The organism is Cribrihabitans marinus (assembly GCF_900109035.1).
Classification (GTDB): Bacteria; Pseudomonadota; Alphaproteobacteria; order Rhodobacterales; family Rhodobacteraceae; genus Cribrihabitans; species Cribrihabitans marinus.
Window position 1 is genome coordinate 258705 of record NZ_FNYD01000006.1, and the last position, 24278, is coordinate 282982.

At 65.7% G+C, this 24278-nt stretch carries 23 protein-coding genes; 13 read left to right on the forward strand and 10 right to left on the reverse strand.

All coding sequences use genetic code 11. From position 1 onward, the window contains the following. Position 1 precedes the first annotated feature (1 nt). Both BMX57_RS12135 and BMX57_RS12140 read right to left on the reverse strand, forming a co-directional pair. Entirely contained in the window at positions 2 to 496 is a 495-nt protein-coding gene (locus BMX57_RS12135; RefSeq protein WP_092367100.1) for a tripartite tricarboxylate transporter TctB family protein, read from the reverse strand. 306 nt (positions 497 to 802) lie between these two features. Beyond that, entirely contained in the window at positions 803 to 1789 is a 987-nt protein-coding gene (locus tag BMX57_RS12140) for a Bug family tripartite tricarboxylate transporter substrate binding protein (RefSeq protein WP_092367102.1), read from the reverse strand. Positions 1790 to 1896: 107 nt separating this feature from the next. On the opposite strand from BMX57_RS12140, the gene BMX57_RS12145 reads away from it, so the two are divergent. The 3 genes from BMX57_RS12145 to BMX57_RS12155 are packed head-to-tail and all read left to right on the forward strand — an operon-like array spanning position 1897 to position 4939. After that, a complete protein-coding gene (locus tag BMX57_RS12145) occupies positions 1897 to 2562 on the forward strand; it encodes a response regulator transcription factor (protein ID WP_092367104.1) in 666 nt (221 codons plus the stop codon). Further along, entirely contained in the window at positions 2559 to 3935 is a 1377-nt protein-coding gene (locus tag BMX57_RS12150) for a sensor histidine kinase (RefSeq protein WP_092367107.1), read from the forward strand. The genes BMX57_RS12145 and BMX57_RS12150 overlap by 4 nt, the downstream gene beginning before the upstream one ends. Next, on the forward strand, positions 3905 to 4939 hold the full coding sequence (locus BMX57_RS12155) for an ABC transporter substrate-binding protein (RefSeq protein WP_092367109.1): 1035 nt from the start codon (positions 3905 to 3907) through the stop codon (positions 4937 to 4939). Before BMX57_RS12150 ends, BMX57_RS12155 begins: the two co-directional genes overlap by 31 nt. 31 nt (positions 4940 to 4970) lie before the next feature. Here BMX57_RS12155 and BMX57_RS12160 read toward each other — a convergent pair whose 3' ends face one another. From BMX57_RS12160 to BMX57_RS12190, 7 genes are all read right to left on the reverse strand, one after another. After that, a complete protein-coding gene (locus tag BMX57_RS12160) occupies positions 4971 to 5684 on the reverse strand; it encodes a ThuA domain-containing protein (RefSeq protein ID WP_092367116.1) in 714 nt (237 codons plus the stop codon). Then, entirely contained in the window at positions 5681 to 6553 is an 873-nt protein-coding gene (locus BMX57_RS12165; RefSeq protein WP_342341977.1) for an NAD(P)-dependent oxidoreductase, read from the reverse strand. The genes BMX57_RS12160 and BMX57_RS12165 overlap by 4 nt, the downstream gene beginning before the upstream one ends. Then, positions 6550 to 8061, reverse strand: coding sequence for a sugar ABC transporter ATP-binding protein (locus BMX57_RS12170; protein ID WP_092367119.1), 1512 nt, complete (start codon positions 8059 to 8061; stop codon positions 6550 to 6552). Before BMX57_RS12170 ends, BMX57_RS12165 begins: the two co-directional genes overlap by 4 nt. Then, positions 8058 to 9050 (reverse strand): ABC transporter permease, encoded by a 993-nt coding sequence (locus BMX57_RS12175; RefSeq protein WP_092367121.1) that lies wholly within the window; start codon positions 9048 to 9050, stop codon positions 8058 to 8060. The genes BMX57_RS12170 and BMX57_RS12175 overlap by 4 nt, the downstream gene beginning before the upstream one ends. Positions 9051 to 9062: 12 nt before the next feature. Next, positions 9063 to 10037, reverse strand: a complete 975-nt coding sequence (locus BMX57_RS12180; RefSeq protein WP_092367136.1) for an ABC transporter permease — start codon at positions 10035 to 10037, stop codon at positions 9063 to 9065. A gap of 51 nt (positions 10038 to 10088) precedes the next feature. Then, positions 10089 to 10886 (reverse strand): SDR family NAD(P)-dependent oxidoreductase, encoded by a 798-nt coding sequence (locus BMX57_RS12185; RefSeq protein ID WP_092367139.1) that lies wholly within the window; start codon positions 10884 to 10886, stop codon positions 10089 to 10091. Positions 10887 to 10978: 92 nt separating this feature from the next. Then, positions 10979 to 11929 (reverse strand): sugar ABC transporter substrate-binding protein, encoded by a 951-nt coding sequence (locus BMX57_RS12190; protein WP_092367142.1) that lies wholly within the window; start codon positions 11927 to 11929, stop codon positions 10979 to 10981. Positions 11930 to 12214: 285 nt separating this feature from the next. On the opposite strand from BMX57_RS12190, the gene BMX57_RS12195 reads away from it, so the two are divergent. The 8 genes from BMX57_RS12195 (at position 12215) to BMX57_RS12230 (ending at position 21803) form a co-directional block, all read left to right on the forward strand. After that, positions 12215 to 13939: an ABC transporter substrate-binding protein gene (locus BMX57_RS12195; RefSeq protein WP_229724239.1), complete on the forward strand. Its 1725-nt coding sequence runs from the start codon at positions 12215 to 12217 to the stop codon at positions 13937 to 13939. 10 nt (positions 13940 to 13949) lie between these two features. After that, entirely contained in the window at positions 13950 to 14756 is an 807-nt protein-coding gene (locus BMX57_RS12200; RefSeq protein ID WP_092367148.1) for an SDR family NAD(P)-dependent oxidoreductase, read from the forward strand. Between the two features lie 78 nt (positions 14757 to 14834). Further along, a complete protein-coding gene (locus BMX57_RS12205) occupies positions 14835 to 16133 on the forward strand; it encodes a M24 family metallopeptidase (protein ID WP_092367151.1) in 1299 nt (432 codons plus the stop codon). Positions 16134 to 16196: 63 nt separating this feature from the next. After that, positions 16197 to 17174 carry a thiamine pyrophosphate-dependent dehydrogenase E1 component subunit alpha gene (locus BMX57_RS12210; RefSeq protein WP_092367154.1) on the forward strand — a complete coding sequence of 326 codons (978 nt, stop codon included), beginning with the start codon at positions 16197 to 16199 and terminating at the stop codon, positions 17172 to 17174. 13 nt (positions 17175 to 17187) lie between these two features. Next, positions 17188 to 18183 carry an alpha-ketoacid dehydrogenase subunit beta gene (locus tag BMX57_RS12215; protein ID WP_092367157.1) on the forward strand — a complete coding sequence of 332 codons (996 nt, stop codon included), beginning with the start codon at positions 17188 to 17190 and terminating at the stop codon, positions 18181 to 18183. After that, on the forward strand, positions 18173 to 19474 hold the full coding sequence (locus BMX57_RS12220; protein WP_092367161.1) for a biotin/lipoyl-containing protein: 1302 nt from the start codon (positions 18173 to 18175) through the stop codon (positions 19472 to 19474). Before BMX57_RS12215 ends, BMX57_RS12220 begins: the two co-directional genes overlap by 11 nt. A gap of 15 nt (positions 19475 to 19489) precedes the next feature. Beyond that, positions 19490 to 20914 carry an NAD-dependent succinate-semialdehyde dehydrogenase gene (locus BMX57_RS12225; protein ID WP_092367164.1) on the forward strand — a complete coding sequence of 475 codons (1425 nt, stop codon included), beginning with the start codon at positions 19490 to 19492 and terminating at the stop codon, positions 20912 to 20914. A 10-nt stretch (positions 20915 to 20924) separates the two neighbouring features. Further along, positions 20925 to 21803 carry a 2-oxo acid dehydrogenase subunit E2 gene (locus BMX57_RS12230; protein ID WP_092367167.1) on the forward strand — a complete coding sequence of 293 codons (879 nt, stop codon included), beginning with the start codon at positions 20925 to 20927 and terminating at the stop codon, positions 21801 to 21803. On the opposite strand, the gene BMX57_RS12235 is transcribed toward BMX57_RS12230, so the two are convergent. Continuing rightward, on the reverse strand, positions 21754 to 22155 hold the full coding sequence (locus BMX57_RS12235) for a carboxymuconolactone decarboxylase family protein (protein WP_229724240.1): 402 nt from the start codon (positions 22153 to 22155) through the stop codon (positions 21754 to 21756). The genes BMX57_RS12230 and BMX57_RS12235 overlap by 50 nt on opposite strands. Before the next feature lie 477 nt (positions 22156 to 22632). Here BMX57_RS12235 and BMX57_RS12240 point away from each other — a divergent pair, with 477 nt between their 5' ends. Continuing rightward, a complete protein-coding gene (locus BMX57_RS12240) occupies positions 22633 to 23718 on the forward strand; it encodes a tyrosine-type recombinase/integrase (RefSeq protein ID WP_092367170.1) in 1086 nt (361 codons plus the stop codon). 50 nt (positions 23719 to 23768) lie between these two features. Further along, positions 23769 to 24218 carry a hypothetical protein gene (locus BMX57_RS12245; RefSeq protein WP_143057918.1) on the forward strand — a complete coding sequence of 150 codons (450 nt, stop codon included), beginning with the start codon at positions 23769 to 23771 and terminating at the stop codon, positions 24216 to 24218. The last annotated feature ends 60 nt before the right edge of the window (positions 24219 to 24278 follow it).

Consider the following 24278-nt stretch of genomic DNA (forward strand, 5'->3'; position numbering starts at 1 on the left):
GTCAGCCTCCGGTTCCGAGGAAGAACGGCCAGGGCCGCAGGTAGATGCCCAGAACCTGCTGGACCAGGTGCCAGACGACGCCGGCCGCGATCAGCGCGACGGGGATCAGGATATGGAGCTTGCGCTCGCCCAGGATAATCGCGCCGATCGCCAGGAAGCCGACCGTCGCGATCAGGAAGCCCGCAGGACGCAGCAGCAGCGCATAGGCCACCATCAACCCCAGCAGCGCCAGCGCCTGGCCGATCTTGTAATCGGTCAGCCGGCGATAGTTGATGTCCATCGGCTTGGGATCGGCCGCGCCCTTCTCGAGTCCCAGCAGGACCGCAAGCGCCACCAGCGCCGCCATCACCGAAAGGATCTTGGGAAACGTGCTGGGCCAGATCGGGTTGCGCTGCATGAAGGGCGGCAGACCGGCATCCATGGTGAAGAACGCGGCATAGCCGTAGGCTAGGCAGATCATCAGTATGACCAATGCAATCCAGCGGTCGAGTGCCATTGAAACCTCCACAGGTGGTTCTTGTGGTCACCGTTGCGATCCGGGGGCGCTGCCCCCGTCGCGCGGTGCGCGACTCCCCCGAGGTATTTCGGGCGAGAGGAAACCGGATCTTAACCCGATTCCCTCAAGCTCCACGCGCGGTACAGGCTGAGGAGCCGATGACCGCGCGAGGGGAAGGCGCGTTCCTTCTTCCGGAAAGGGGGGCCTGCACGGCCTCCCTTTCCTCTCGCTTTCAAATACCTCGGGAGCGCGAGGGTGGAACCCTCGCATCCCAAGTAAAGAGCGCGGCGCAGCCGCACCTTTGGGTCAGAGGAAGCCGAGCTGCTTCATCAGGTCACCGATTTCCTGTTCCTGCTTCTCCAGGAACGCCTGGAAATCCGCGCCGCTGTTGTGGATGTTGACCCAGCCGTTGCGCGAGCGGACCTCTTCCCAGGCCTCGGTCTCGTACATCTTGTCCAGCGCCTCCTGATAGGCGGCCAGCTTGTCCTCGGGCAGTCCGGGTGCGCCGAAGAAGCCGCGCCAGTTGATGAAGGTGGTGTCGATGCCCTGTTCCTTCATGGTCGGCGCGTCGGCAAAGGCCGGGACGCGGTCGTCCGAGGTGACGCCGATGATCTTGACCTCGCCGGCATTGGCCAGGTCGACCGCCTCGGAAAAGCCGGTGCTCAGCGCCGCGATCTCGCCCGAAAGCAGCGCCGCCATCGCCTTGCCGCCGGCGTCATAGGGGATGTATTTCACCGCCGTGGGATCCTCGCCTGCGGCCTTCATCACCATCGCGGCGACCAGGTGGTCCATGCCGCCGGGCACCGAGCCACCGCCGATCGCGGTGCTGCCGGGATCCGCCTTGTAGGCTGCCAGCAGGTCGTCCATCGAGTTGATCGGGCTGTCCTTGCCAACCACGAAGGCCGCGTAGTCGCCGATCGTGCCGGCAACCAGGGTGAGGTCGCGGAAGTTCTGCGGGAAGACGCCGGTCAGCGAGCGGATGATGATCGGGGTCGAGTTGACCATCAGCGTGCCGTGCTGGCTCTCGGCGTTTTCGATAAGATAGCCGATCGCCTTGCCGCCGCCGCCGCCGGACATGTTCTCGTAGCTGGCGGTGTCGACCAGGCCGGATTTGGTCAGTGCCTCGCCGGTGCCGCGCGCGGTGCCGTCCCAGCCGCCGCCGGCGCCGCCGGGGATCAGGAAGTGGATGCTTTCGACCACCTGGTCTTGCGCCTGCGCGGCCGGAACGCCCAGGCTCAGCGCGGCCGCAGCCGCGGTCAGCATGACCCGGCGGGTCAGGGTGAGTTTCGTCATGATGTCCTCCCATTTGACAAATGGCGGTTGTCCCGCCCATCACTGAAAGGAAACATGCGAAGCTGACACTAACCTGTCGCGGCCTCGCACCGGAGGAGGGCGGGCACATGCGGTTCCTGTTGGTCGAGGATTCCGAAAGCCTCGCGGCGGCGGTACTGGACCGGTTGCGGCTCGACGGGCATGTAGTCGACCATGCCGGCGATGTCGAACAGGCGCGAGCCTTTGCCGAGACAACCGATTACGACTTGATATTGCTGGATATCATGCTGCCGGACGGCGACGGGCGAGAGTTCCTCAGGACCCACCGCAGGCGGGCGGACGAGACCCCGGTGATCGTGCTGACCGCGCGCTCGGCGGTGTCCGACCGGGTGGGCGTACTGGACCTGGGCGCGGATGATTACATCACCAAGCCGTTCGACTTCTCCGAACTCGAGGCGCGCTGCCGGGCGGTGCTGCGCCGGCGCGGCGGCGGGGCATCCACCGAACGGCGATTCGGCGATGTCGTCTTCGATCCGCTGGCCGGGACACTGGTCGTGGCCGGCACGCGGGTCGACCTGCGCAACCGGGAATTGCGGCTTCTCGAGATCTTTCTGAGTGCCCCCGAGCGGCTGTTCTCCAAGGCCAAGCTGGTGGACCGCCTGTTCAGCTATGACGAGGAGGTCTCGGACAATGCCATCGAGGTCTATGTCGGACGGCTGCGCAAGCACCTGGCGGGCTCGTCCGTGCAGATCGTAACCGTGCGCGGCATGGGCTACAGGATCACCGCGGGATGAGCGGCGCGCTGGCTGTCAGCGGCTCGATCCGCCGCCGCCTGATCGTGCAGCTGTTGCTGGGCGCGGCGGTGCTGGCGGCGGCGCTTGTATTGCTGGTCACCAACCTGGCGCGCACCGTGGCGCAGGAGACGCAGGACAGCATCCTGATGGCCTCGGTGACCTCGATTCTCGACACGATGACGGTGCGTGACGGCGCGGTGTCGGTGGACCTGCCCTATGCGGCGCTGTCGATGCTGGGCAATGTCAGCGAGGACCGGGTGTTCTATCGCATCCTGGCCGATGGCGCGGTGCTCACCGGTTACGGCGACCTGCCGCCGCCGGGGGAGGGCGTGGGGCGCGACGGCGGATATCAGACGACGCGGTATCGCGATGCAGAGATCCGCATGGCCAGCGCTCGGCGGTTGCTGTCGGTGGCCGGAACCCCGGTGCGCGTGACCGTCTCGGTGGCGCAGACCCGGGACGGGCAGGCGCGGCGCCTGGCCGAGATCCGGCGTCTGGGCGGGGCGATCGGCCTGGGCTTCTTCGCGCTCGCCGCGCTGCTGGCGGTCGTGACCGCACAGAGCGGCCTGCGCCCGCTGCGCAACCTGGCCGGCGCTGTGTCACGGCGCGGCCCCAAGGATCTGCGCCCGGTGCGCGGGCCGGTGCCTCAGGAGATGGCGCCGCTGGTCGGCTCGCTCAACCGCTTCATCGAACGGCTGACCTATTCGCTGTCGCGGTCCGAGGATTTCATCGCCGAGGCCGCCCATCGGGTACGCACGCCGCTGTCGACCGTGCGCACCCAGGCCGAGATCGCCTTGCGCCGGGTCGAGCGCCCCGAGAACCGCGCCGCGCTGAAGGAGATGATCCGGGCCATCGACGAAAGCTCGCGGGCGGCGGGGCAGCTGCTGGACCACGCGATGGTGACGTTTCGGACCGACCATCTGGAGCGTGAGGCGGTGGACCTGTGCGGGTTGGCGCGGGACCTGGCCGACCGGCTTGGTCCGGTGGCCGAACTGCGCGACATCCGCATCGCGCTGAGCTGCGACGGGCAGCCGGTCGTGCAGGGCGATGCGGTGCTGATCGAGAACGCGCTGCGCAACGTTCTGGACAACGCCATCAAGTATTCGCCCCGCGATTGCGCCATCGATATCGAGGTCGGCCAGGGCCGGGACGGCGCGGCGATCCGGGTCCGTGACCAGGCCGGCGGCTTTCCCGAGGACGAGCTCGACCGAATGCCGATGCGCTTCGCCCGGGGCTCGAACGCGGCCGAGACGGTGGGGTCGGGCCTGGGCCTGACCATCGCGCGTGAGGTGCTCGAGGCGCATGGCGGCCGCCTGGAGCTGAGCAACGAGGGGGAGGGCGCATGCGTCACCTTGCATTTTCCGCCCTGCTGAGCGGGGCCTTGTCGGTTCTGGCCGTCGCAGTGGCCGCGTTCGAGATCGAGAACCACATCGTGGTTGGCCCCGAAGACGCGCCGCGCCGCCTGCAGGTGATCTCGACCGCCGATGCCGATCTGTTCGCGCCGCTCCTTCAGGTCTTTGCCGACCGTCAGGGCGATCTGCGCATCGACTACACCGTCGCCAGCAGCACCGAGCTGATGCGCGCAGTCACCGGCGGGGCGCCGTTCGACGTGGCGCTGTCCTCGGCGATGGACCTGCAGACCAAGCTGGCCAATGACGGGCACACGCGCCCGCACCGTTCGGCCGCGACGGCGCTGGTGCCCGCGCGGGCGCGCTGGCGCGATCACCTCTTTGCGTTTTCCCAGGAGCCCGCGGCGCTGGTGATCTCGCCGGCGGCGTTCCAGGGCCTGGAGGTCCCGCGCACGCGGCTGGACCTGATCCGCCTTCTGCGCGACCACGAGGACCGTTTTCGCGGGCGGGTCGGCACCTATGACGTGGCGCAGAGCGGGCTGGGCTATCTCTTCGCTACGCAGGACGTGCGCGCCTCGGAAAGCTACTGGCGGCTGACCGAGGTGATGGGGAGCCTGGAAACCCGGCTCTATTGCTGCTCGGGCGACATGATCGAGGATGTCAGCACGGGCCGGATCGCGCTGGCCTACAACGTGCTGGGCAGCTATGCGGCGGCGCGCACCGACCTGGGCGACCGGATCGAGATCGTCGAGTTCCAGGACTATACGACGCTGATGCTGCGCACCGCCGCGATCCTGCGCGATGCCCGCAACCCGGACGCGGCCGCGGCCTTCGTGGATCACCTGATCCGCGCCGCCTGGGGCGCGGGCGAGATGGAAGAATACCCGTTTCCGCGCCTGCCGGAACAGGGCGAAGCGGTCAGCGCCGCGCTGCGCCCCATCCGCCTCGGCCCCGGTCTTCTGGTGCATCTGGATGCGCTCAAGCGCCAGGGCTTCCTGTCGGAATGGCGGGACGCGATGCGCCGCTGATCGGCAATCGGCTGCTCGCGGGGGCGGCGGGTCAGGCCGCGCGCTTGCCCTCGGCGGCCCAGATCGCGCCCCGGCGGATCATCTCGGTGACCTGAGGCACCTTCAGGTCGTCCAGCTCATGCCCGATCGAGCAATAGAACACCCGGCCCTTGTCCCAGCGCCGGGTCCAGGTCACGGGGATCACCGTGCCCTCGATCCACCACAAATGGTCACCCGAGAAGGTTGTGGTCGCCAGCACGTTATTCGACGGGTCGGTCAGCATGTAATATTGTTCCGAGCGGATGCGGAAGCTGCGGATGCCCTCGACCAGCGGATGGTCGGGTTTGCAGATCGTCACGTCATAGTCGATGTAATCCTCGCGCGGCTGCAGGTTGTCGGGCCAGCCGGGCGGGTGGGCCACGAACTGCCCGCCGATCAGGAAGTGATAAGTGGGCCGGTCCCGGAACGCGTCGCCCATATGCCCGTGCCACCCGGCCAGGCCGCAGCCGTCGCCGACGAGTTTCAGCAGCCCGTCCTCCTGCAGCTTGGTCATGTTGCCGAACTCGGCCTGGTGTCCGGACCGGGCCGAGGACCAGATCGGCGTGATCAGGTCCAGATCGGCCAGTTCCTCGGGCCGCTCCAGCGGCGCAAGCGTGTCATGGACCGCCACCTCGAACCCGTTCCGTGTCAGCAGATCCTCGTACCATTCGGCGAAATGGGCGGGCGTGTGGCCCTCCCATCCGCCGACGAAAAGCGCGGCTTTCATGTGCTGTCCTCTCGCATGAAGTTCAGGATGGCGGCCATGTCGCGCGCGGCATAGCCCTGCGCCTCGGCGTCGCGCAGGACGCTCAGCGTGATCTCGCCCTGCGGCATGGCAGCGCCCAGATCGCGGGCCAGCGCGGCGGTGACTTCCATGTCCTTGCGCGCCAGCGCCACGGTGAAGGTCACGTCATGCGCGGCCTCGTCCAGATAGAGCGGGCGGCGGTATTTCAGCATCGGCGCGGCGGCGGCGCTGTTTTCGATCACGTCGAAGGCCGCCTCGGGCGCGATGCCCGACGCCTCGGCCAGGGTCATCGCCTCGGCAAGGGTCTGGTTGAGGCCGTGGATCAGCGAATTCACCGCCAGCTTCATCACCGCACCGGCACCGGGCCGGCCCAGACAGATCGTCTTGCGGCCCATCGCGTCGAAAAGTGCCATCAGCGGCGCGGCGGTGTCCGGGCTGCAGCCGGCCATGATCAGAAGCTGCGCGTCCGCGGCGGCCTGGGTCGCCCCGGATACAGGTGCGTCGATCACCGTGCAGCCCGCAGGCGCGGCCTGCGCCAGCGCGGCGATGTGGTCGGGGCTCATGGTGCCCATCTCGACAAAGACGCGCGCGCCGGAGCCGGCGAACAGCCCGTCCGCTCCCAGATGCACCGCCTCGGAAGAGGCATCGTCGGCCAGCATCGTCACCACAACGTCGGTCGCGGCGGCCAGCGCGCGGGGCGTTTGCGCCACCGCGCAGCCGGTCTCGTCGGCCAGCGCCCGCGCCCTGTCGGGCGAGCGGTTCCACACCGTGAGCTCATAGCCTGCGGCGGCCAGGTTGCGCGCCATATGCGCACCCATGCGCCCGAGCCCTGCGACCCCCACGCGCATCATGCCACCTGGTCGCTTTCGATGCCCGAAATCGCCTGGATCAGGCTGTCCTCCGAGACCTCCTCGGAGGTGAACTCGCGCATCACCCGACCGTGATACATCGCCACGATCCGGTCCGATACATGCAGCACCTCGGGCATTTCCGAGCTGATGACGATCACTGCATAGCCTTGGGCGGCGAGGCCCCGGATCAGGTTGTGGATCTCGGATTTCGAGCCCACGTCGATGCCGCGTGTCGGCTCGTCCACGATCAGGACGCTGGGATGCATCGACAGCCACTTGCCGATGACGATCTTCTGCTGGTTGCCGCCCGAGAGGTTGCCCACAAGCTGACGCCAGCCGGGGGTGCGGATGTCCAGCTTGTCGCGATACTGGTCGAAGATCGCCACCTCGGCCCCGTCGCTGACGAAGGGTCCGGCGGTCAGGTCGTCGACCTGCGGCAGGGTCATGTTGTCCCGGCAATTCATGCTCAGAACGAGACCCTGGCCCTTGCGGTCCTCGGGCACCAGCGAGATGCCGTGCCGGATCGCCTCGACCGGGGAATTGATGCGCACCTCTTGCCCATCCAGAAGGATGCTGCCTGCCGAGGGATTGCGCAGGCCGAAGATGGTCTCGGCGATCTCGGTCCGACCCGCGCCCACAAGCCCGTAGAAGCCGACAACCTCGCCGCGCCGCACGGAAAAGCTGACATCCTGGTAGAGTTTGCCGCAACTCAGGTCGCGCACTTCGATCGCGACGTCGCCCATCTCGTGATGGCTGGCGTTGCGCGACAGGTCCAGACTGCGGCCGATCATCAGCTGCGTCACCTCGTCCTCGTCGGTCTGCGCGGTCTCCAGGGTGCCGCGATACTGACCGTCGCGCAGCACGCTGATCCGGTCGGTGATCTTGAAGATCTCCTCCATCCGGTGCGAGATGTAGATGATGCCGACGCCGCGGCCCTTGAGGTCGGCGATCACGTCGAACAGCACGACCTTCTCGGCATCGGTCAGCGAAGCGGTCGGCTCGTCGAAGATCACGGCGCGCGGATCGACGGTCAGCGCGCGGGCGATCTCGACCATCTGCTGGTTCGCGATGGACAGGTCGCCGACCCGCGTGCGGGCGTCGAAACCCACGTTCAGCGTCTTGAGGATCGCGTCGGTGGTGTCATAGAGCGCCTGCCAGTCGACGCGGCCCAGGCTCTTGCGCGGCAGCTCGCCCAGAAAGATGTTTTCGGCCACGCTCAACTCGTCGGCCAGGCTCAACTCCTGGTGGATGAACACCACGCCCTGCGCCTTGGCCTGCAGGGGCGAGGTCATCACCGTTGGCTGTTCGGCAATGAAGATCTGGCCTGTATCGGGCTGGTGGATGCCGCCCAGCACCTTCATCAGGGTGGATTTGCCCGCGCCGTTCTCGCCCATCAGTGCATGCACCTCGCCGGGCAGGACGGCAAAGGACACGTCGTCCAGTGCGCGCACGCCCGGAAAGGTCTTGACGATGCCTTCGAGGCGCAGGGCCGGTGTCTGATCGGTCATGTCTTCAATTCCTCCTTGCCCTTGCGGTTGAGCTGACGGTCGAGGAACAGCACCGCGATCAGGATGAGGCCGATCACCAGGTTCACCGTCTCGGTGTCCGCGCCGATATGGCCCAGCCCCTTGCGCAGCAGCTGGATGGCGATCACACCGCCCAGCGTCGAGATGATCGAGCCGTAGCCGCCGGTCAGCTTGGTGCCGCCCAGCACGACCGCGGTAATCGCCCAGAGCTCGTAGAGCATCCCGTCATTGGGATTGACCGACCCGGATTCCGAGTAGAACACCACCGCCGACAGCGAGGCGAGGAAGCCGATCAGCATGAAATTGATCAGGAAATGCGGCCCGACGCGGATGCCCGCATTCACCGCCGCCTCGCGGTTGTTGCCGATGGCATAGGCGTTGCGGCCATGCACCGTCTTGGTCATCAGCAGCCACAGGAACAGCGCCACGCCCAGCAGGAACCATGTTGCGGTGTGCAGGCCCAGTATCTGCGCCTCGGCGAAATCGACCAGGTCCCAGTTGAGGTGGCTGGTCGGCTGCTCGCCGTTATACATGAAGACCAGTCCGCGATAGCCCAGCATGGAGCCCAGCGTGACAATGAAGGCGTCGACCCCGGTCTTCCAGACGATCAGCCCGTTGATCGCGCCCAGCACCACGCCGGTGCCCAGCGCCAGCAGCCAGGCCAGCGGGACGGACCAGCCGCCGAGCGCCTGCATGAACGGCCAGGTCATGCTGTCCAGCAGCACGATGGCCGACAGCGCGAAGGTGGCGCCGACGCTCAGGTCGATATTGCCGTTGATCATGATGATCGTCATGCCCAGCGCGATGATCCCGATCGGCGCCGACTGCTTGAGCAGCAACAGCATGTTGTCGAAATCCATGAAGGCCTTGTCCGAGACCGACAGGTATTCGCCTGCAACCGAGAAGAAGACGAGCTCGACGAGGATGAAGGCCCAGATGGCGCCTTGCTTGAGGAGGGCTTCGCGTTTCATGTTCCCTGCTCCTCAGGCGATCGGCGACCAGAGTCGGCCCCGCTTGGCGGCGATGTCCAGCCACACGGCCAGGATGATGATGACCCAGGTCACGACATACTGGACATAGAATTCCAGCCCCACGAGCAGCAGCCCGTTCTGGATGAAGCCCAGGATCAGCACGCCGATCACGGTCTTGAAGATCGTGCCCGACCCGCCCAGCAGCGACGCGCCGCCCAGGATGACCGCGGCCAGCACCTCCAGCTCCATGCCCTGTCCGACGGTGTTCTGGCTGCCCAGCGACCGGCTGGCCTGCATCAGGCCGGCCATCGCCACGCAGAAGGACGAGATCAGGTAGGTCTGGAACACCACGCGGGCGCGGGGCACGCCCGAGAAGGTCGCCGCGGTCCCGTTGCCGCCGACCGCATAGACCTTGCGCCCGAACGGCGTCTTGGTCAGCAGCAGGCTGAGCACGACGGCCAGCCCGGCGAACATCAGGATCGGCACCGGGATGCCGGCGACCGAGCCCTGTCCGAAGACGCTGAACCAGGTGCCCTCCTTGTCGGCGATGTCCATGTTCTTGCCGCCCGACCAGGTCAGCGTCAGCCCGTGGATGGCCGACAGCATGCCCAGCGTCACGATCAGCGAATTGAGCTTGAGATACCCCACGAGGAAGCCGATGAAGGCGCCCAGGCCCATCGTCAGCGCGAACATCGCCGGGATGGCCAGGGTCGGGCCCAGCTTGTCGTGCAGGTCCAGCACCACGATGGTCGAGAAAGACATCATCGAGCCGACCGAAAGGTCGAGATTGCCGCCGATCACCACGAAGGTCACGCCCAGGGCCATGATCCCCAGGATCGCCGAGGAGCGGATCACGCCGAAGACGTTGTCCACGTCCAGAAACCTCTGGTTGGCCAGTGCGAACCCGATCATGAACAGCGCGAAGGCCACCAGGATCCCCTGCCGTGCGAGAAAGCCCGTCAGGTCCTTTCTTGTCAGCTGTGCCATGTATTCCTCCCTGGCCTTTCCGGGCGCGCTTGCCCGCCCGTCAATGCGGCATCACACCAGCGTCATGCCGCCGTCGATCATCACGATCTGCCCGGTCATGTAGTCGCTGTCCGGGGCCGCCAGAAACGTGGTCGTTCCGGTGATGTCGGCGGGGACGGCGACGCGGCCGCGCAGGATTTCGGACGAGAACTCCTCCATCGCCTGACCCGGACGGTCGGCGGCGCCGATCTCCATCAGGTCCTGGTCGACCTGTTCCCACATCTCGGTGGCCACCACGCCCGGCGCGAATCCTGTCACCGTGATACCGTGCTTGGCAAGGTCGCGCGCGCCCGACTGGGTCAGCGACACGACAGCAAATTTGCTTGCGCAGTAGGGTGCGACATTGTCGAACCCCTGCCGGCTGGCGATCGAGGCGGTGTTCACGATCTTGCCGCCCGAGCCTTGCGCGATCATCTGCCGCGCTGCCTCCTGCATGCCGATCATGCAGCCCAGACCGTTGATTCCCATGATGAAATTCCAGTTGTCCTCGGTCACGTCGAGGAAATTCATCGGCTTGTTCACGCCGGCGTTGTTGAACTTCACGTCCAGCTTTCCGAACGTGTCGACGGTGTGCGCGATCATCGCGCGGACCTGCTGGCGGTCGGTGACGTCCACGGCCGCATGCGTGACACGCCCGCCGCCGGCCAGTGCGCGGTCGGAATTCTCCTGCGCCACCTGTGCGGCCTTGTCGGCGTTGATGTCGGCAAAGCAGACATCGGCCCCCTCGTCGAGAAGCGCCTCGCCGATGGCGCGTCCGATACCCTGTGCCGCGCCGGTGACAATGCACGCGCGTCCCGAGACCCGGCCCATACCGTCTCTCCCCTTTGTCGATCCTGTCCGGTGGCGGTGGAAAATGCGCGGGGCCGGCAGGATGCCAATGCCCCGCGCATTCCGGGAGTGGATCAGAACACGGGCTTGTCGAACTCGCCCATGTTGTCCTGGGTGATCTTCGGCGTATCGAAGTAGTTCAGGAACGGCAGCTCCTTGCCTTCCAGGATGTCGATCGCCGTCTGCAGTGCGGCTTCGGCGTCATCGACCGGCGATTGGTAGATCGAGCCCCAGTAGTCGCCCGCGGCCATCGCCTCGTAGCCGACCGCGAAGTTCGTGGCGCCGACGAAGATGATGCCGTCGCGACCGGCGGCCTTGGCGGCGTTCAATGCCCCGACACCCATGTTGTCATCCCCGGCATAGACACCGTCGATGTCGTCATACTTGACCAGGAAGGCCTCCATGACCTGCTGCGACTTTTCGCGGTTCCAGTCGCCGGGCTGGGTCTCCATCAGCGTGACGTTCGGGCAGACCTCGGGCAGGCGGTCCTCGAAGCCCTTGGCGCGCTCGATCGCGGTGGTGTATCCGGGCTGGCCGCTGATCTGCACGATCTGGGCCTCGTCCTCGATGCCCATCTCCTTGAACTTGTCGCACATGATCTCGGCCGAGCGGGCGCCCTGGGTGATGTTGTCCGGACCCGAGAACGACTTGACGAAGTCGAAGCCCTGCTCGGCAATGTTCGAGTTGGTGACGACCACCGGGATGTCGGCCTGGTGCGCCTTGCGCACGGCGGGAATGACCGCCTCGCCATTGGTGGGCCAGATGATGATCGCGTCGACTTCCTGCTGGATCAGATCCTCCATCTGCGCGATCTGGCGGGCCACGTCGCCGCCGGCGTCCAGAACCACGGTCTCGACATTGGGGTTGGCCGCGGCCGCGGCGATGAACGCCTTTTCATAGGTGGTCTGGTAGCTGTCGACACCGACATTGTTCTGGGTGATGCCGATGGTCATGGTCTCGGCGGCCGCGGCCGTACCCAGCAGGGCAGTGGTGCACGCAAGCGCCATCTTTGTGGAAAAGTTCATTCTGAGTTCCTCCCTCGAAACTTGTGGAGATTGCCGCTGCCTTCCCGGTTCGGGAATCGTCCGGCGCAATCTGTGCCTATCCAGCGGCATTTCCAGCGGAACGGGATGCCCCATAATTGTTCATTTTGGACAAACTTTAGTTCATTCTGGACCAAACGGGCATATCCGCGCCCCACCGATCCGAACATTTTCAGGAGAGCCACCATGACACCCCGCCCGCAAGATAGGCGCCACCGAAAAGACATGCAGCCGCAGACCGCGCAAAACATCCGATATGGACAGGAAATGGCATCCCGGCCCGAACATCCGGCAGGCGCCGAACTGGGGCGTGTCGTGGACTTCCTGGCCGAGATCTGCATCGAGATCGACACATCGCTGGAACCGAACACGCCCAACCCGCACCTCAACATGATCCTGCACCTGTTGCGCAGCCATATCGAGGGCCGGCTCGTCTCGGCCTCGTCGATGGTGGCCGCGGCCGGCGTTCCCTATGCAACGGCGATGCGCAAGCTGGGCGACATCCAGTCCGCCGGGCTGGTCGAACAGCGTCCGCGCACCAAGACGGGCAAGAGCTTTTCGCTGCATCCCAGCCCGGACCTGCTGGACAGGTTCAACCAGCTGGCCGACCGGATCGACCGCATCGCCAGCGCGGCCTTCGGCGCCGAGGGTCCGGGGCGCGAGGCCAAGGACTACTATTTCGGCGGCTCCTACGTTCCGGGCCAGGCCTTGATCCCGCCGCCCCATGCGCTGCCGCGGCCGCTCAAGCTCCCGGGCGGGCTGCGCATCCTGGTGCACGGTGACCCGACATTCATGGTGATGGAGAACCTCAAGCGCCAGTTCGAGCAGATCATCGGCACCGATATCCGCCAGCGCGCCTTTTCCATCGACCGGCTGCGCGAGGAGGCGTTGCGCAACGCCACGCGCAGCAAGAGCCAGTATGACCTGATCGCCGTCGACCTGCCCTGGCTGGGGGAGTTCGTCGAGAAGGGGCTGGTCCGGTCGCTGCCCGAGATCATGGATGTCGACCGGCTGGATCCCAGCGACTTCCACACCGCCGGCTGGCGCGCGGCGCATTGGCATGGCGTGCCCTATGGCGTTCCCAGCCAGACCACGCCGGAACTGATGTTCTACCGGCGTGACTGGTTCGCGCGCGAGGGGCTGGAGCCTCCGTCAACCACGGACGCTGTGATCGACGCCGCGCGCCGGTTCCACGACCCGCGCAACGGGCGCTATGGCGTGGCCTGGAACGCGGCGCGGGGCACCGCCCTGGGCCACACCTTCATCATGACCTGCGCCGCGTTTGGCCAGCCGGTCATCGACCTGCCCAGGATCGCCGGCGGCTACGATGCCGACACCCTGGACGGCCGAGACTTCCGCCCGATGCTGGACACCGACCGGGCCCATGCGGCGGCGGACTACCTGATGCAGCTGATGGAGTTCTCGCCGCCCGACATCCTGTCGATGTCGTGGTACGAGCGCGTCCGCCCCTATGCAGCGGGCCGGATCGCGATGGCTTATGGCTATACGCTGCTGGCACCGTATTTCGAGCTGGACGAGACCTGTCCCGCGCATGGCAACACCGGCTACCTGCCGCATCCGCACGGGCCCGACGGGGTGCCGATTGCGCCGGTGGGCGGCTATGTGCTGTGCGTGCCGGCCAACCTGGCCGAGGACCGCCTGCCGGATGCGGTCGAGGCGCTGATCGCCTTCACCTCGCCCGCCGCGCAGAAGCTCTATGCCCAGAACGGAAGCCGCACCGCGCCGCGCTATTCGGTCGGCTCCGACCCCGAAGTGCGCCGTCTGTCGCCCATCTTCGAGCTGGTGGACCAGATGTCGTGGCGCGACGAGCTTCAGTTCTGGCCGCGCCCACCGATCCCTCAGATCTCGGACATCATCCGGATCTGCGGGCACGAATTGCACGACATGCTGCGCGGCCTCGTCTCGCCGCGCGACGCGCTGGCCCGCGCACAGTCACGGGCCGAAGACATCATGAGACAACCAGTCACTTAGGGAGGAAGACATGGACCCCAATCGCCTGAAGGGAAAGAACGTCCTGATCACCGGGGCCGGACGCGGCATGGGGGCCGCCAATGCCGAGCATTTCGCCGAGCAGGGGGCCAATGTCTGCCTGGGCGACCTGGATCAAGACGCCGCCAAGGAAGTCGCCGACCGCATCAACGCGGCGGGCAACGGCCAGGCGATCGCGGTCCGCATGGACGTCACCAAGCGCGAGGACAACGCAGCCGCCGTGGCGGCCACGGTCGAGGCGTTCGGCAACATCAATGTCGGACTGTTCAACGCCGGCCTGAACAAGCCCCGGTTCTTCATGGATATCGACGAAGACAACTGGGACATGATCATGAACGTCAACACCAAGGCGATGTGGCTGGGCATGCAGGAAACCGCCCGCCAGATGATCAAGCAGGGCAAGCAGGAGTATCCCTACAAGCTGATCAACGTGGGCTCCATCGCGTCGCGCAAGCCGCTGGTGGACGTGACCGTCTATTGCACCTCGAAATACGGCTGCCTGGCGCTGACGCATTGCGGCGCGGTCGCCCTGTCGGAACACAACATCACCGTGAACGGCTATGCCCCCGGCGTCGTGGTCACGCCGCTCTGGGAGCAGCTGGACAAGGACCTGGTCGATATCGGCTTCAAGCAGCGCGAGGGCCAGGCCTATGAGGACATCGTCAACGACGCGCTGCAGATCAAGCGGGTGTCCTATCCCGAGGACGTGCGCGGCACCGCCGCTTTCCTGGCCAGTCCCGACAGCGACTACATGACCGGTCAGATGATCCATATCGACGGGGGCTGGTGCATCCAGTGACCGCCGGGACGGCGCCGCCCCTCCGCCACTCACACAGACAAACGCTGCGCGAGCCCGCGCAGGAAAGGAAGAACGCCCATGTCACGCGCCCTGATGCCCAACCTGCTGACGCCGCAGGATCTTGAACCGAACTGGAGATGGGAAGGGCGGCTGCCCGCCTGGGGCCATACCTCGGTCGATTTCGAGCGCCGGATCGATCACGACCGGCTGCGCCGCTATCGCCTGGCCCGCACAAGGCAGGCGCTGCAGGCGTCCGAGGCGGGAACGCTGCTGCTCTTCGACGTGAACAACATCCGCTATGTCAGCGCCACCAAGATCGGCGAGTGGGAACGGGACAAGATGTGCCGCTTCTGCCTGCTGACCGGCGACGACGCCCCCTATGTCTGGGATTTCGGCTCGGCGGCGATGCATCACAAGAAGTTCTCGGACTGGCTGGTGCCCGACCATTGCCGGGCCGGCGTGGTGGGCATGCGCGGGACCATTCCGCCCGAGTTCGGCCTGATGCGGAAATACGCCCGCGAGATCGCCGGCCTGATCCGCGATGCCGGGATGGGCGACATGCCGGTGGGGCTGGACTATGCCGAGACCTCGATGTTCCACGCGCTCAAGGAAGAGGGCCTGAACGTGGTCGATGGACAGCAGATCATGCTGGCCGCGCGCGAGATCAAGAACTGGGACGAAATCCAGTTGCTGACCCAAGCCGCCAGCATGGTCGATGGCGTCTACCACATGATCTATGAAGAACTGAAACCGGGTGTACGGGAAAACGACATCGTCGCCCTGTCCAACAAGATGCTCTACGAGATGGGCTCGGACGATGTCGAGGCGATCAACGCGATCTCGGGCGAGCGCTGCAACCCGCATCCGCACAACTTCACCGACCGCTATTTCCGCCCCGGCGACCAGGCGTTCTTCGATATCCTGCAAAGCTACCAGGGCTATCGCACCTGCTATTACCGGACCTTCAACATCGGCCGCGCCACACCGGCGCAGCACGATGCCTATGTGAAGGCGCGCGAATGGATCGACGCCTCGATCGAGATGATCCGACCTGGCGTCACCACCGACAAGGTGGCGGCGGTCTGGCCCAAGGCCGAGGAGTTCGGCTTTCCCGACGAGGATTCCGCCTTTGGCCTGCAATTCGGGCACGGGCTGGGGCTGGCGCTGCACGAGCGGCCGATCATCAGCCGCGCGGTCAGCCTCGATCACCCGATGGAGATCCAGACCGGCATGGTCTTCGCGCTCGAGACCTATTGCCCCGCCGCCGACGGCTATTCCGCGGCGCGGATCGAAGAGGAGGTGGTGGTCACCGAAACCGGGGTCGAGGTGATCAGCCTGTTCCCGGCCGAGGATCTGCCGATCGCCAACCGCTATTGACGCACCGGCTGGGCGTAGGATGGGGTTGAACCCCATCCTACCGGGCCGCGGGAGCCAGGACTGATGAACAAACGCAAGCACAATGCCGAGGACTATCTGCGCATGTATCGCCAGATGGTCCGCATCCGTACCTTCGAGGACAATGCCAACCAGCTCTACCTGTCGGCCAAGATGCCGGGCCTGACCCACATGTATTCCGGCGAGGAGGCGGTGGCGGTGGGCATCTGCGAGGCACTGACCGACGACGACCGCATCACCTCGACCCATCGCGGGCACGGCCACTGCGTCGCCAAGGGGGCGGAGTTCAAGGAGATGTTCTGCGAGTTGCTGGGCAAGGCCGAGGGCTATTGCCGAGGCAAGGGCGGCTCGATGCATATCGCCGACCAGAGCCACGGCAACCTGGGCGCCAATGCCATCGTCGGCGGCTCGATGGGCATCGCCACCGGCTCGGCCCTGCGCGCCAGGCTGCTGGGCCAGGACGACGTGACGGTCTGTTTCTTCGGTGACGGGGCCACTGCCCAGGGCCTGATGTACGAGGTGATGAACATGGCCGCGCTGTGGAAGCTGCCAGTGATCTATGCCTGCGAGAACAACGGCTATTCCGAATATACCCGCACCGAGGAGATTGCCGCCGGCTCGATCACCGCGCGGGCCGAGGCCTTCGGGATCGAGGCCTTCCGGATCGACGGGCAGGACGTGCTGGCCGTCAACGACCTGACGAGGAAGCTGGTGGATCGCTGCCGCAAGGGCGAGGGGCCGTTCTTCATTGAACTGGAGACCTATCGCTACCACGGTCACCATGTCGGGGACATCAACCGCGAATACTACCGGTCCAAGCAGGAAGAGAAGGACTGGAAGGACAACCGCGACCCGATCATCCGCTTTCGCGCCCACTTGGTGAGCGAAGGCATCGCCAGTGAGGACGAGATCGAGGCGATGAATGCCGAGATCGAGAAGGATGCCGCCGAGGCGGTCGCCTATGCCGAGGCCGCGGCCTATCCGGACGTGTCCGAGGTCGACAAACATGTCTATGCGGACTGAGGAAGGAAACCAAATGCGCGAGATCACCCTGTCCCAGGCCGTCAACGAGGCGATTGCCGAAGAGATGCGCCGTGACGAGACCGTGTTCCTGCTTGGCGAGGACGTGGCCGAGGCCGGAACGCCGTTCAAGGTGCTCAGCGGCCTGGTCGAGGAGTTCGGCACCGCCCGCGTGATCGACACGCCGATTTCCGAGCCGGGGTTCGTGGGCTTGGCCGTGGGCGCGGCGATGACCGGCGCCCGGCCGGTGGTCGATCTGATGTTCGGCGATTTCATCTATCTGGTGATGGATCAGCTGTGTAACCAGGCGGCCAAGCAGCATTATATGTCCGGCGGCAAGCTGACGGTGCCGATGGTGCTGCGCACCAATCTCGGCGCTACGCGCCGTTCGGCGGCCCAGCACAGCCAGTCGCTGCAGGCGCTTGTTGCGCATATCCCGGGGCTCAAGGTCGCGTTACCGTCCTCTGCCTACGAGGCCAAGGGGCTGATGAAGACGGCCATCCGTGACAACAACCCGGTGGTCATCTTCGAAGACAAGCTGATGTACCAGGACAAGGCGCCGGTGCCGGAAGAGGAATACCTGATCCCCTTCGGCGAGGCGCATGTAAAGCGTGAGGGCACCGACATCACGCTGATCGGCACCTCGTCGATGGTGCAGGTGGCCGAGAAGGCCGCCGAGCTGCTGGCCCGGGACGGGATCGAGGCCGAGGTCATCGACCCGCGCACCATCGTGCCGTTGGACGAGGTGGCGCTGCTGGCCAGCGTCAGGAAGACCTCGCGCGCCATCGTCATCGACGAGGGCCACCAAAGCTATGGCGTGACCGCCGAGATCGCGTCGCGTCTGAACGAAAAGGCCTTCTATCATCTCGATGCGCCAGTGCTGCGGATGGGCGCGATGGACGTGCCGGTGCCGTTTTCGCCGGCGCTGGAGGATCTGACCGTGCCGACGCCCGAGGCGGTGGCCGAGAACGCCCGCATGTTGTGCGCCGGGGAGATGATCCATGCCGCATGAGGTGACGATGCCCCAGCTGGGCATGGCCCAGGATGCGGGCCGGATCGTTGCCTGGCTCAAGAACCCGGGCGATCCGGTCTCCAAGGGCGATGCGCTGTTCGAGGTCGAGACCGACAAGGCGACGATGGAGGTCGAGGCGCAGGCCGACGGCTTTCTCGGCGGCATCACCGCCTCCGAAGGCGATGACGTGCCTGTGGGCCAGGTGATCGCGCGGATTTTCGACACTGCCGACGCGGCGGAGGAGGTGGGCGAAGGGGACACCGGGGCGGCCGCCCCGGCTGCGGAGGGCGAGGACGAGTCGCTGCCGGACGGGGCGCAGGTCACCATGCCGCAACTGGGCATGGCGCAGGACAGCGGGCTTCTGGTCAGCTGGCAGAAGGCGCCCGGCGATGCAGTGGCCGCCGATGACGTCCTGTTCGAGGTGGAGACCGACAAGAGCACAATGGAGGTGCCTGCGGGCGCGGACGGGTATCTTGCCGCGACGCTGGCCCAGGCCGGCGAGGAGGTGCCCGTGGGTGATCTGGTGGCGATCATCTCGGCCGAGAAGCCCGACGCGCCAGTCACGCGCTCCGTCTCGCAGGCCGCCGCAGGCCAACGGGCCGAACCGCCGGCAGAACCCGAGCCGCCGGCCCGGCCTCAACGCACCGCGCAAGAACCGCGCAAGACCACCACGCCGGACCCCGGCGGGCGCATCCTGGCCTCGCCAAAGGCGCGGCGGCTGGCGGCCGAGCAGGGGCTCGACCTGCGGCTTCTGGCCGAGGCGGGCCACCCGCAGCCCTATCATGTGCGCGACCTGGAAGCGCTGCGGGATCTGGCCACCAAGGTGCCGGCTCAGGCAGCCGGCCAGGCGCAGCGCCTGACCGCCGCCATCTCCCAGGACGGACTGCCCGAATTTGCCGAATGGGCGGCCGGACAGCACGGGCTGTCCGATCGCGATGCGCTCCTGGCCGGGCTGGCCGGGGCCAGCCTGTCCGCCGGGGCCCCCGTTGTCATCGGCATCGAGGGGGTCGGCCGGATACAGAGCTATGCGGTGCCACGGAACCGCGCGCTCTCACGCGTCGCGCAAACCGAGGATGCCCCGGACCTGATCCTGCGCGACCTGCGCGGCACATCCCTGCGCGCGGTTGAAATGGGGGCCGGCGACGTGCCGGTCCTGACCCTGGTGACCGAAGGGCAGGGCCTTTCGATCACCCTGGAATGCAGCCCCGCGCAGTTGGACGCCGCCGGCGCCATTGCGCTTCTGACGGATTTCGCAGGTCGGATGGAGCAACCGCTTCGCCACCTGCTCTGACTTTCGGAGACCGACATGGACCATACCGATCTCTACATTGACGGCGCCTGGCACAAAGGGGCCGAGCGTTTCGACGTCATCAACCCGGCCACCGAGACGGTGCTGGCCTCGGTCGCCTCGGCCGATATCGCGGATGCCGACGCCGCGCTTAATGCCGCCGAGCGGGCGATGGCCGACTGGGCGGCGCGCACGCCGCGCGACCGGTCCGAGGTTCTGCGTAAGGCGTGGGAGCTGATGACCGCGCGGCTGGAGGAGTTCGCCCGGCTCATCACCCTGGAGAACGGCAAGGCCCGCGCCGATGCGTTGGGCGAGGCGACCTATGCCGCCGAATTCTTCCGCTGGTTTGCCGAGGAAGCGGTGCGCGCCGACGGGCTGGTCACGCAGGCGCCCGCCTCGGGCGCGCGGATCCTGGTGCAGCACAAGCCCGCCGGTCTGGCGGTGCTGGTTACACCGTGGAACTACCCGGCGGCGATGGGCACGCGCAAGATCGCCCCGGCCCTGGCGGCCGGCTGCGCCGTCATAATCAAGCCGGCCTCGGAGACCCCGCTCACGATGCTCGCGCTCATGCCGCTTCTGGAGGAGGCGGGGGTGCCGCCGGGCCTGGTCAACGTTCTGCCCTCGAAGAAGACCGGCGCGCTGGTCGATCACATGCTGCACGATCCGCGCGTGCGCGTCGTCAGCTTCACCGGCTCGACCGGCGTGGGCCGCAAGCTGCTGCACGCCGCCGCCGACCAGGTGCTGAAACCGGCGATGGAGCTGGGCGGCAACGCGCCGCTGATTGTCTTCGATGACGCCGATCTGGACGAGGCCGTCGAGGGCACGATGCTGGCCAAGATGCGCAACCTGGGCGAGGCCTGCACCGCAGCCAACCGGATCTATGTGCAGGATGGCGTGGCCGAGGAGTTTACCCGCCGGCTGACCGAGCGCATGGCCGCGCTCAAGGTCGGGGACGGCAGCGATCCGACGGTCGATGTCGGCCCGCTGGTCAATGCCGACACCCGCGACAAGGTGGCCGAGTTCGTGGCCGACGCCGTGGCCAAGGGGGCCAGGGTGGAATGTGGCGGCACCACGCCCGAGGGCACCGGTTTCTACTACCCGCCCACGGTGCTTTCAGGCGTTCCCGAGAACGCCGACTGCGTGCATGACGAGATCTTCGGCCCCGTTGCCGCGCTGCAGACATTCTCGGACCAGGATGAGGTGATCCGGCGTGCCAATGACACCGAATACGGGCTTGTCGCCTATGTCTTCTCGCGGGATTTCAAACGCGCGCTGCAGGTCTGCGAACGGCTGGAATATGGCATGGTGGGCCTCAATCGCGGATTGGTCAGCGACCCGGCGGCCCCCTTCGGCGGCGTCAAGCAATCCGGGCTGGGCCGCGAAGGCGGGCATGAGGGGATGCTGGAATTCATGGAAACGCAATACATATCGGCCAGCTGGTAAGGAGGCCATCATGTCTGACATCATCGCCAGCCCCTCGGTGCGCCGGCGCGCCTCGGAAAAGGGTGTCGACCTCGAGGCGCGGGCCCGCGAACTGGGCCGCCGCACGGTGGGCGCCGAGGATATCGACGCGCCGCAGCCCGCCGCGCCGGGACGGGGAGACACCTCCTATTGGGACGTGGACCATGCCCAATACGGCCCGGTGACCGAGGAACCGCTGAGCCGGTTCGCCAAGGTTGCGGCCGGAAACCTGGCGGCGGCGCAGGCGCTGATCCCAGCCGTCACCCATCACGACAGCGCCGAGCTCTCGGCCATCGAGGCGATCCGCGGCAGCTGGAAGGCCGAAGCGGCGGCGCGCGGCGTCAAGCTGACCGGCCTGGCCTTTCACGTGGCCGCCCTGGCGCGGTGCCTGCGGGCCTTTCCGCGGTTCAACGCCTCGCTGACGCCGGAGGGCGACCGTCTGGTGCTCAAAGACTATGTGCATGTGGGCATCGCGGTGGATACCGAGCATGGGCTGATGGTCCCGGTGATCCGGGAAGCCGATGCCAAGGGCATCTGGCAGATCGCGGCCGAAATCGCGGACCTTGCCGCGCGGGCGCAGGCCCGCAAGATCGGACCGGACGAAATGGGTGGTGCCTCGATGACGATCACCAATCTGGGCGGACTGGGCGGATCGGGCTTCACCCCGATCGTGAACCCGCCAGAGGTCGCCATCCTGGGTATCACCCGCACGCAGGTAGAGACCGTCTGGGACGGCGTTACCCCGCGCCCGGTGCCGATGGTGCCGCTGGACCTGTCCTATGACCACAGGGTGATCAACGGTGCCGACGCGGCCCGGTTTCTCAGCCACTATTGCGGGCTGATCGCGGAGCCGCGCAACATGCTGGTCTGACGCGCGTCCCCGAGGGGCAGTCGTCGGTCACGTCACCGATCCAGGTGCCGGCGGCAACCGCGCGGGGCAGGCCCAGCGGGCCGATCGCCAGCAAGGCGACCTGCCTCAGATCGTCCTTCGCGACCCCCTCGGCCAGGCCGCGGCGGCTATGCGAATGCACGGCCCCTTCCGAGGCCGCTCCGATGGCCAGCGCCAGCTTGACCAGCCGCCGCTCGCGCGCGGACAGGTTACCGGCCTCTGCAGCCGCCGCGCCCAGGGTCGAATAATCCTCCCAGATCTCGGGGTTTTGCCGGACAAGCCCGCCTGCGGCGCCCGGCAGGCCCTTTTTCATGCCGATCCCTTTCGTGGTCATTTCCGTCCCGACCGGTTTAGGACCGGGCGCGCCCGCAAGGCAAACCGGTGGATTGCTCTAGGCGCTCAGAGCCAGGTGCCGGCAATGACAATTCCGCCGAAACGGGTTCCGGGTTCCGCACATGGCCGGAGCCGGTCAGCCTTCAGGTAAGTCCGCGATTCGATTCCGCTTCAGGTGCCCTGTCACTACACTTGCGGGCACGCGTCACTGGCTCCGGGCCAGTCATGCACGAGCATTGAAACTGGACCACTCAGATGGGGCCGATCAGGGTTGACCCGCAATTTGCGATGAAATATGCCCTGACCCTGCTGACCGGGCGTTGTGTAGTGTTAAGACCTCAGCCTTCCAAACAGGTGGTTTATGTATCACCTTGTTGCACATGGTTGCTATACGCTTCATTTCATTTGATAATGTATTGCATATCGTTGCACCATGTAGCGTCTAGTTGCATATCATTCCCGACAAAAAACTGACAAAATGCCCAAACTCACAGAAACCTTCGCCCGCAAGGCTCCCCAGACGAAAGACGGGACGGCCAAGCACTGGGACAGCGAGGTACGGGGCCTTGTTCTTTTCGTCGGGAAAAAATCGAAGACCTGGTACTATCAGAAGGATGTTGGCGGAAATACCCGCCGGGTTCTGATCGGTCGATTCCCGGTGGTCTCAGCGAATGTGGCCCGGAAGACTGCACTCGGGTTTGCCCTGGAATGGGGCAGGGGTGCTGGCAAGAAGATCCAGATTGGGGCGCCCACGCTGGAGGCGGCGATGGAGGCCTACCTGGCCCGTCCAAAACTGCGGTCCGAGTCTCACAAGCATGGCTTGCGATTACAATTCGACCGGCATTTGAAAGACTGGCTTCGATTGCCATTGGATGAAATTTCCAAAGCGATGGTAGCAGAGAGACACAGATCTCTGGCAGCGACCCCCTCCGCGGCGAACCACACGCTGAAATACTTTCGAACGGTCTGGAACCATGCGCGGCGTGTTCACGATCTTCCGGAAAGCCCAACAATGGCCATCGAATGGTATGAGGAACAGCCGAACGGAGCGATCATCGAGGATCTGAGGGCTTGGCGCCGCGGTGTGGACGATCTCGCCAACCCGATCCACAAAGTGTTCTATGAACTGATTCTGTTCTCCGGCCTGCGCAAGTCTGAAGCGTTGACGCTGGAATGGAAGAATGTGTATGAGGATCGCATCCATCTGCCGATGACCAAGAACGGTCGCAGCTTCGATTTGCCGATCCTCCAATTGCATCACGAGATCCTGGCGCCCGTGCGCGGGCTCAGCCGGGCTTGGGTGTTCCCGTCACCGAAATCGGCGCGTGGTCATGTGACGGGGCCGGAGAAATTCGAATGGAGCCCCCACGCACACCGGCGAACCTTTGCAACTGTGGCAATGGAAGCTGGTGTGTTGGAAGAGATTGTCGGCCGCCTGCTGAACCACACGCCACTATCGATCACCGGGCAGAGGTATGCTCGACCATCCCTTGATGCTCTAAGGCCTTCAATGCAGGCTGCGTGTGATGAATTGCGTCGCAGGAGCGATCCTACATCGGAGTGAGTGGGGCTCCGTTTGGTCCAGATCGAGCAAGGTTGGCGCGCGCTATGAGAATGAAAACCTACACCAAGGACGAGTTTGATGATCTCTGCGAGATCATTCTCCGGGTGACGGGAAACCGCTGTGACGCGAAACGGTTGTTGCGAGACCTGGACGGTCTGTTGTTGGCGACGGGGAATGACAAAAAATGTTCACAGAGGTCGCTGCTTTGGAAAGAGTTCTCGGAAGAAGACTTGAAACCCTCGGAAAAAGCGAAGCTGTTCAACCAGGTTTCCAAGGCGGACAATCCACTTGATCCAGAGGTTTGCGTGCCAGACATCCGACCCGAATTCAATGCCAAAATAGGCAACCGGTGGTCTGCGCGCTGGAAACGAGAAGGTCGAGAACAGAAGCCGACTTTACGGGAGCTGACCTGGGATGGCTTAAGCAACAGTGAAAAATCTGAAGTCCGAAAAATGGCGCATGAGTGTAAGCGCCTCGCCGATCCCCTCCTGCCGCTCTGAGGCTGTCTGTGCGAGTCCTGCTGTCGAGATTAGGCAGAGGACTGGACGGCAAAATGGACG

Bases quoted from the DNA above. Each gene is read 5' to 3' on its own strand.
- BMX57_RS12135 (WP_092367100.1), bottom strand. From the start codon at position 496: ATGGCACTCGACCGCTGGATTGCATTGGTCATACTGATGATCTGCCTA.
- BMX57_RS12140 (WP_092367102.1), bottom strand. From the start codon at position 1,789: ATGACGAAACTCACCCTGACCCGCCGGGTCATGCTGACCGCGGCTGCG.
- BMX57_RS12145 (WP_092367104.1), top strand. From the start codon at position 1,897: ATGCGGTTCCTGTTGGTCGAGGATTCCGAAAGCCTCGCGGCGGCGGTA.
- BMX57_RS12150 (WP_092367107.1), top strand. From the start codon at position 2,559: ATGAGCGGCGCGCTGGCTGTCAGCGGCTCGATCCGCCGCCGCCTGATC.
- BMX57_RS12155 (WP_092367109.1), top strand. From the start codon at position 3,905: ATGCGTCACCTTGCATTTTCCGCCCTGCTGAGCGGGGCCTTGTCGGTT.
- BMX57_RS12160 (WP_092367116.1), bottom strand. From the start codon at position 5,684: ATGAAAGCCGCGCTTTTCGTCGGCGGATGGGAGGGCCACACGCCCGCC.
- BMX57_RS12165 (WP_342341977.1), bottom strand. From the start codon at position 6,553: ATGATGCGCGTGGGGGTCGCAGGGCTCGGGCGCATGGGTGCGCATATG.
- BMX57_RS12170 (WP_092367119.1), bottom strand. From the start codon at position 8,061: ATGACCGATCAGACACCGGCCCTGCGCCTCGAAGGCATCGTCAAGACC.
- BMX57_RS12175 (WP_092367121.1), bottom strand. From the start codon at position 9,050: ATGAAACGCGAAGCCCTCCTCAAGCAAGGCGCCATCTGGGCCTTCATC.
- BMX57_RS12180 (WP_092367136.1), bottom strand. From the start codon at position 10,037: ATGGCACAGCTGACAAGAAAGGACCTGACGGGCTTTCTCGCACGGCAG.
- BMX57_RS12185 (WP_092367139.1), bottom strand. From the start codon at position 10,886: ATGGGCCGGGTCTCGGGACGCGCGTGCATTGTCACCGGCGCGGCACAG.
- BMX57_RS12190 (WP_092367142.1), bottom strand. From the start codon at position 11,929: ATGAACTTTTCCACAAAGATGGCGCTTGCGTGCACCACTGCCCTGCTG.
- BMX57_RS12195 (WP_229724239.1), top strand. From the start codon at position 12,215: ATGGCATCCCGGCCCGAACATCCGGCAGGCGCCGAACTGGGGCGTGTC.
- BMX57_RS12200 (WP_092367148.1), top strand. From the start codon at position 13,950: ATGGACCCCAATCGCCTGAAGGGAAAGAACGTCCTGATCACCGGGGCC.
- BMX57_RS12205 (WP_092367151.1), top strand. From the start codon at position 14,835: ATGTCACGCGCCCTGATGCCCAACCTGCTGACGCCGCAGGATCTTGAA.
- BMX57_RS12210 (WP_092367154.1), top strand. From the start codon at position 16,197: ATGAACAAACGCAAGCACAATGCCGAGGACTATCTGCGCATGTATCGC.
- BMX57_RS12215 (WP_092367157.1), top strand. From the start codon at position 17,188: ATGCGCGAGATCACCCTGTCCCAGGCCGTCAACGAGGCGATTGCCGAA.
- BMX57_RS12220 (WP_092367161.1), top strand. From the start codon at position 18,173: ATGCCGCATGAGGTGACGATGCCCCAGCTGGGCATGGCCCAGGATGCG.
- BMX57_RS12225 (WP_092367164.1), top strand. From the start codon at position 19,490: ATGGACCATACCGATCTCTACATTGACGGCGCCTGGCACAAAGGGGCC.
- BMX57_RS12230 (WP_092367167.1), top strand. From the start codon at position 20,925: ATGTCTGACATCATCGCCAGCCCCTCGGTGCGCCGGCGCGCCTCGGAA.
- BMX57_RS12235 (WP_229724240.1), bottom strand. From the start codon at position 22,155: ATGACCACGAAAGGGATCGGCATGAAAAAGGGCCTGCCGGGCGCCGCA.
- BMX57_RS12240 (WP_092367170.1), top strand. From the start codon at position 22,633: ATGCCCAAACTCACAGAAACCTTCGCCCGCAAGGCTCCCCAGACGAAA.
- BMX57_RS12245 (WP_143057918.1), top strand. From the start codon at position 23,769: ATGAAAACCTACACCAAGGACGAGTTTGATGATCTCTGCGAGATCATT.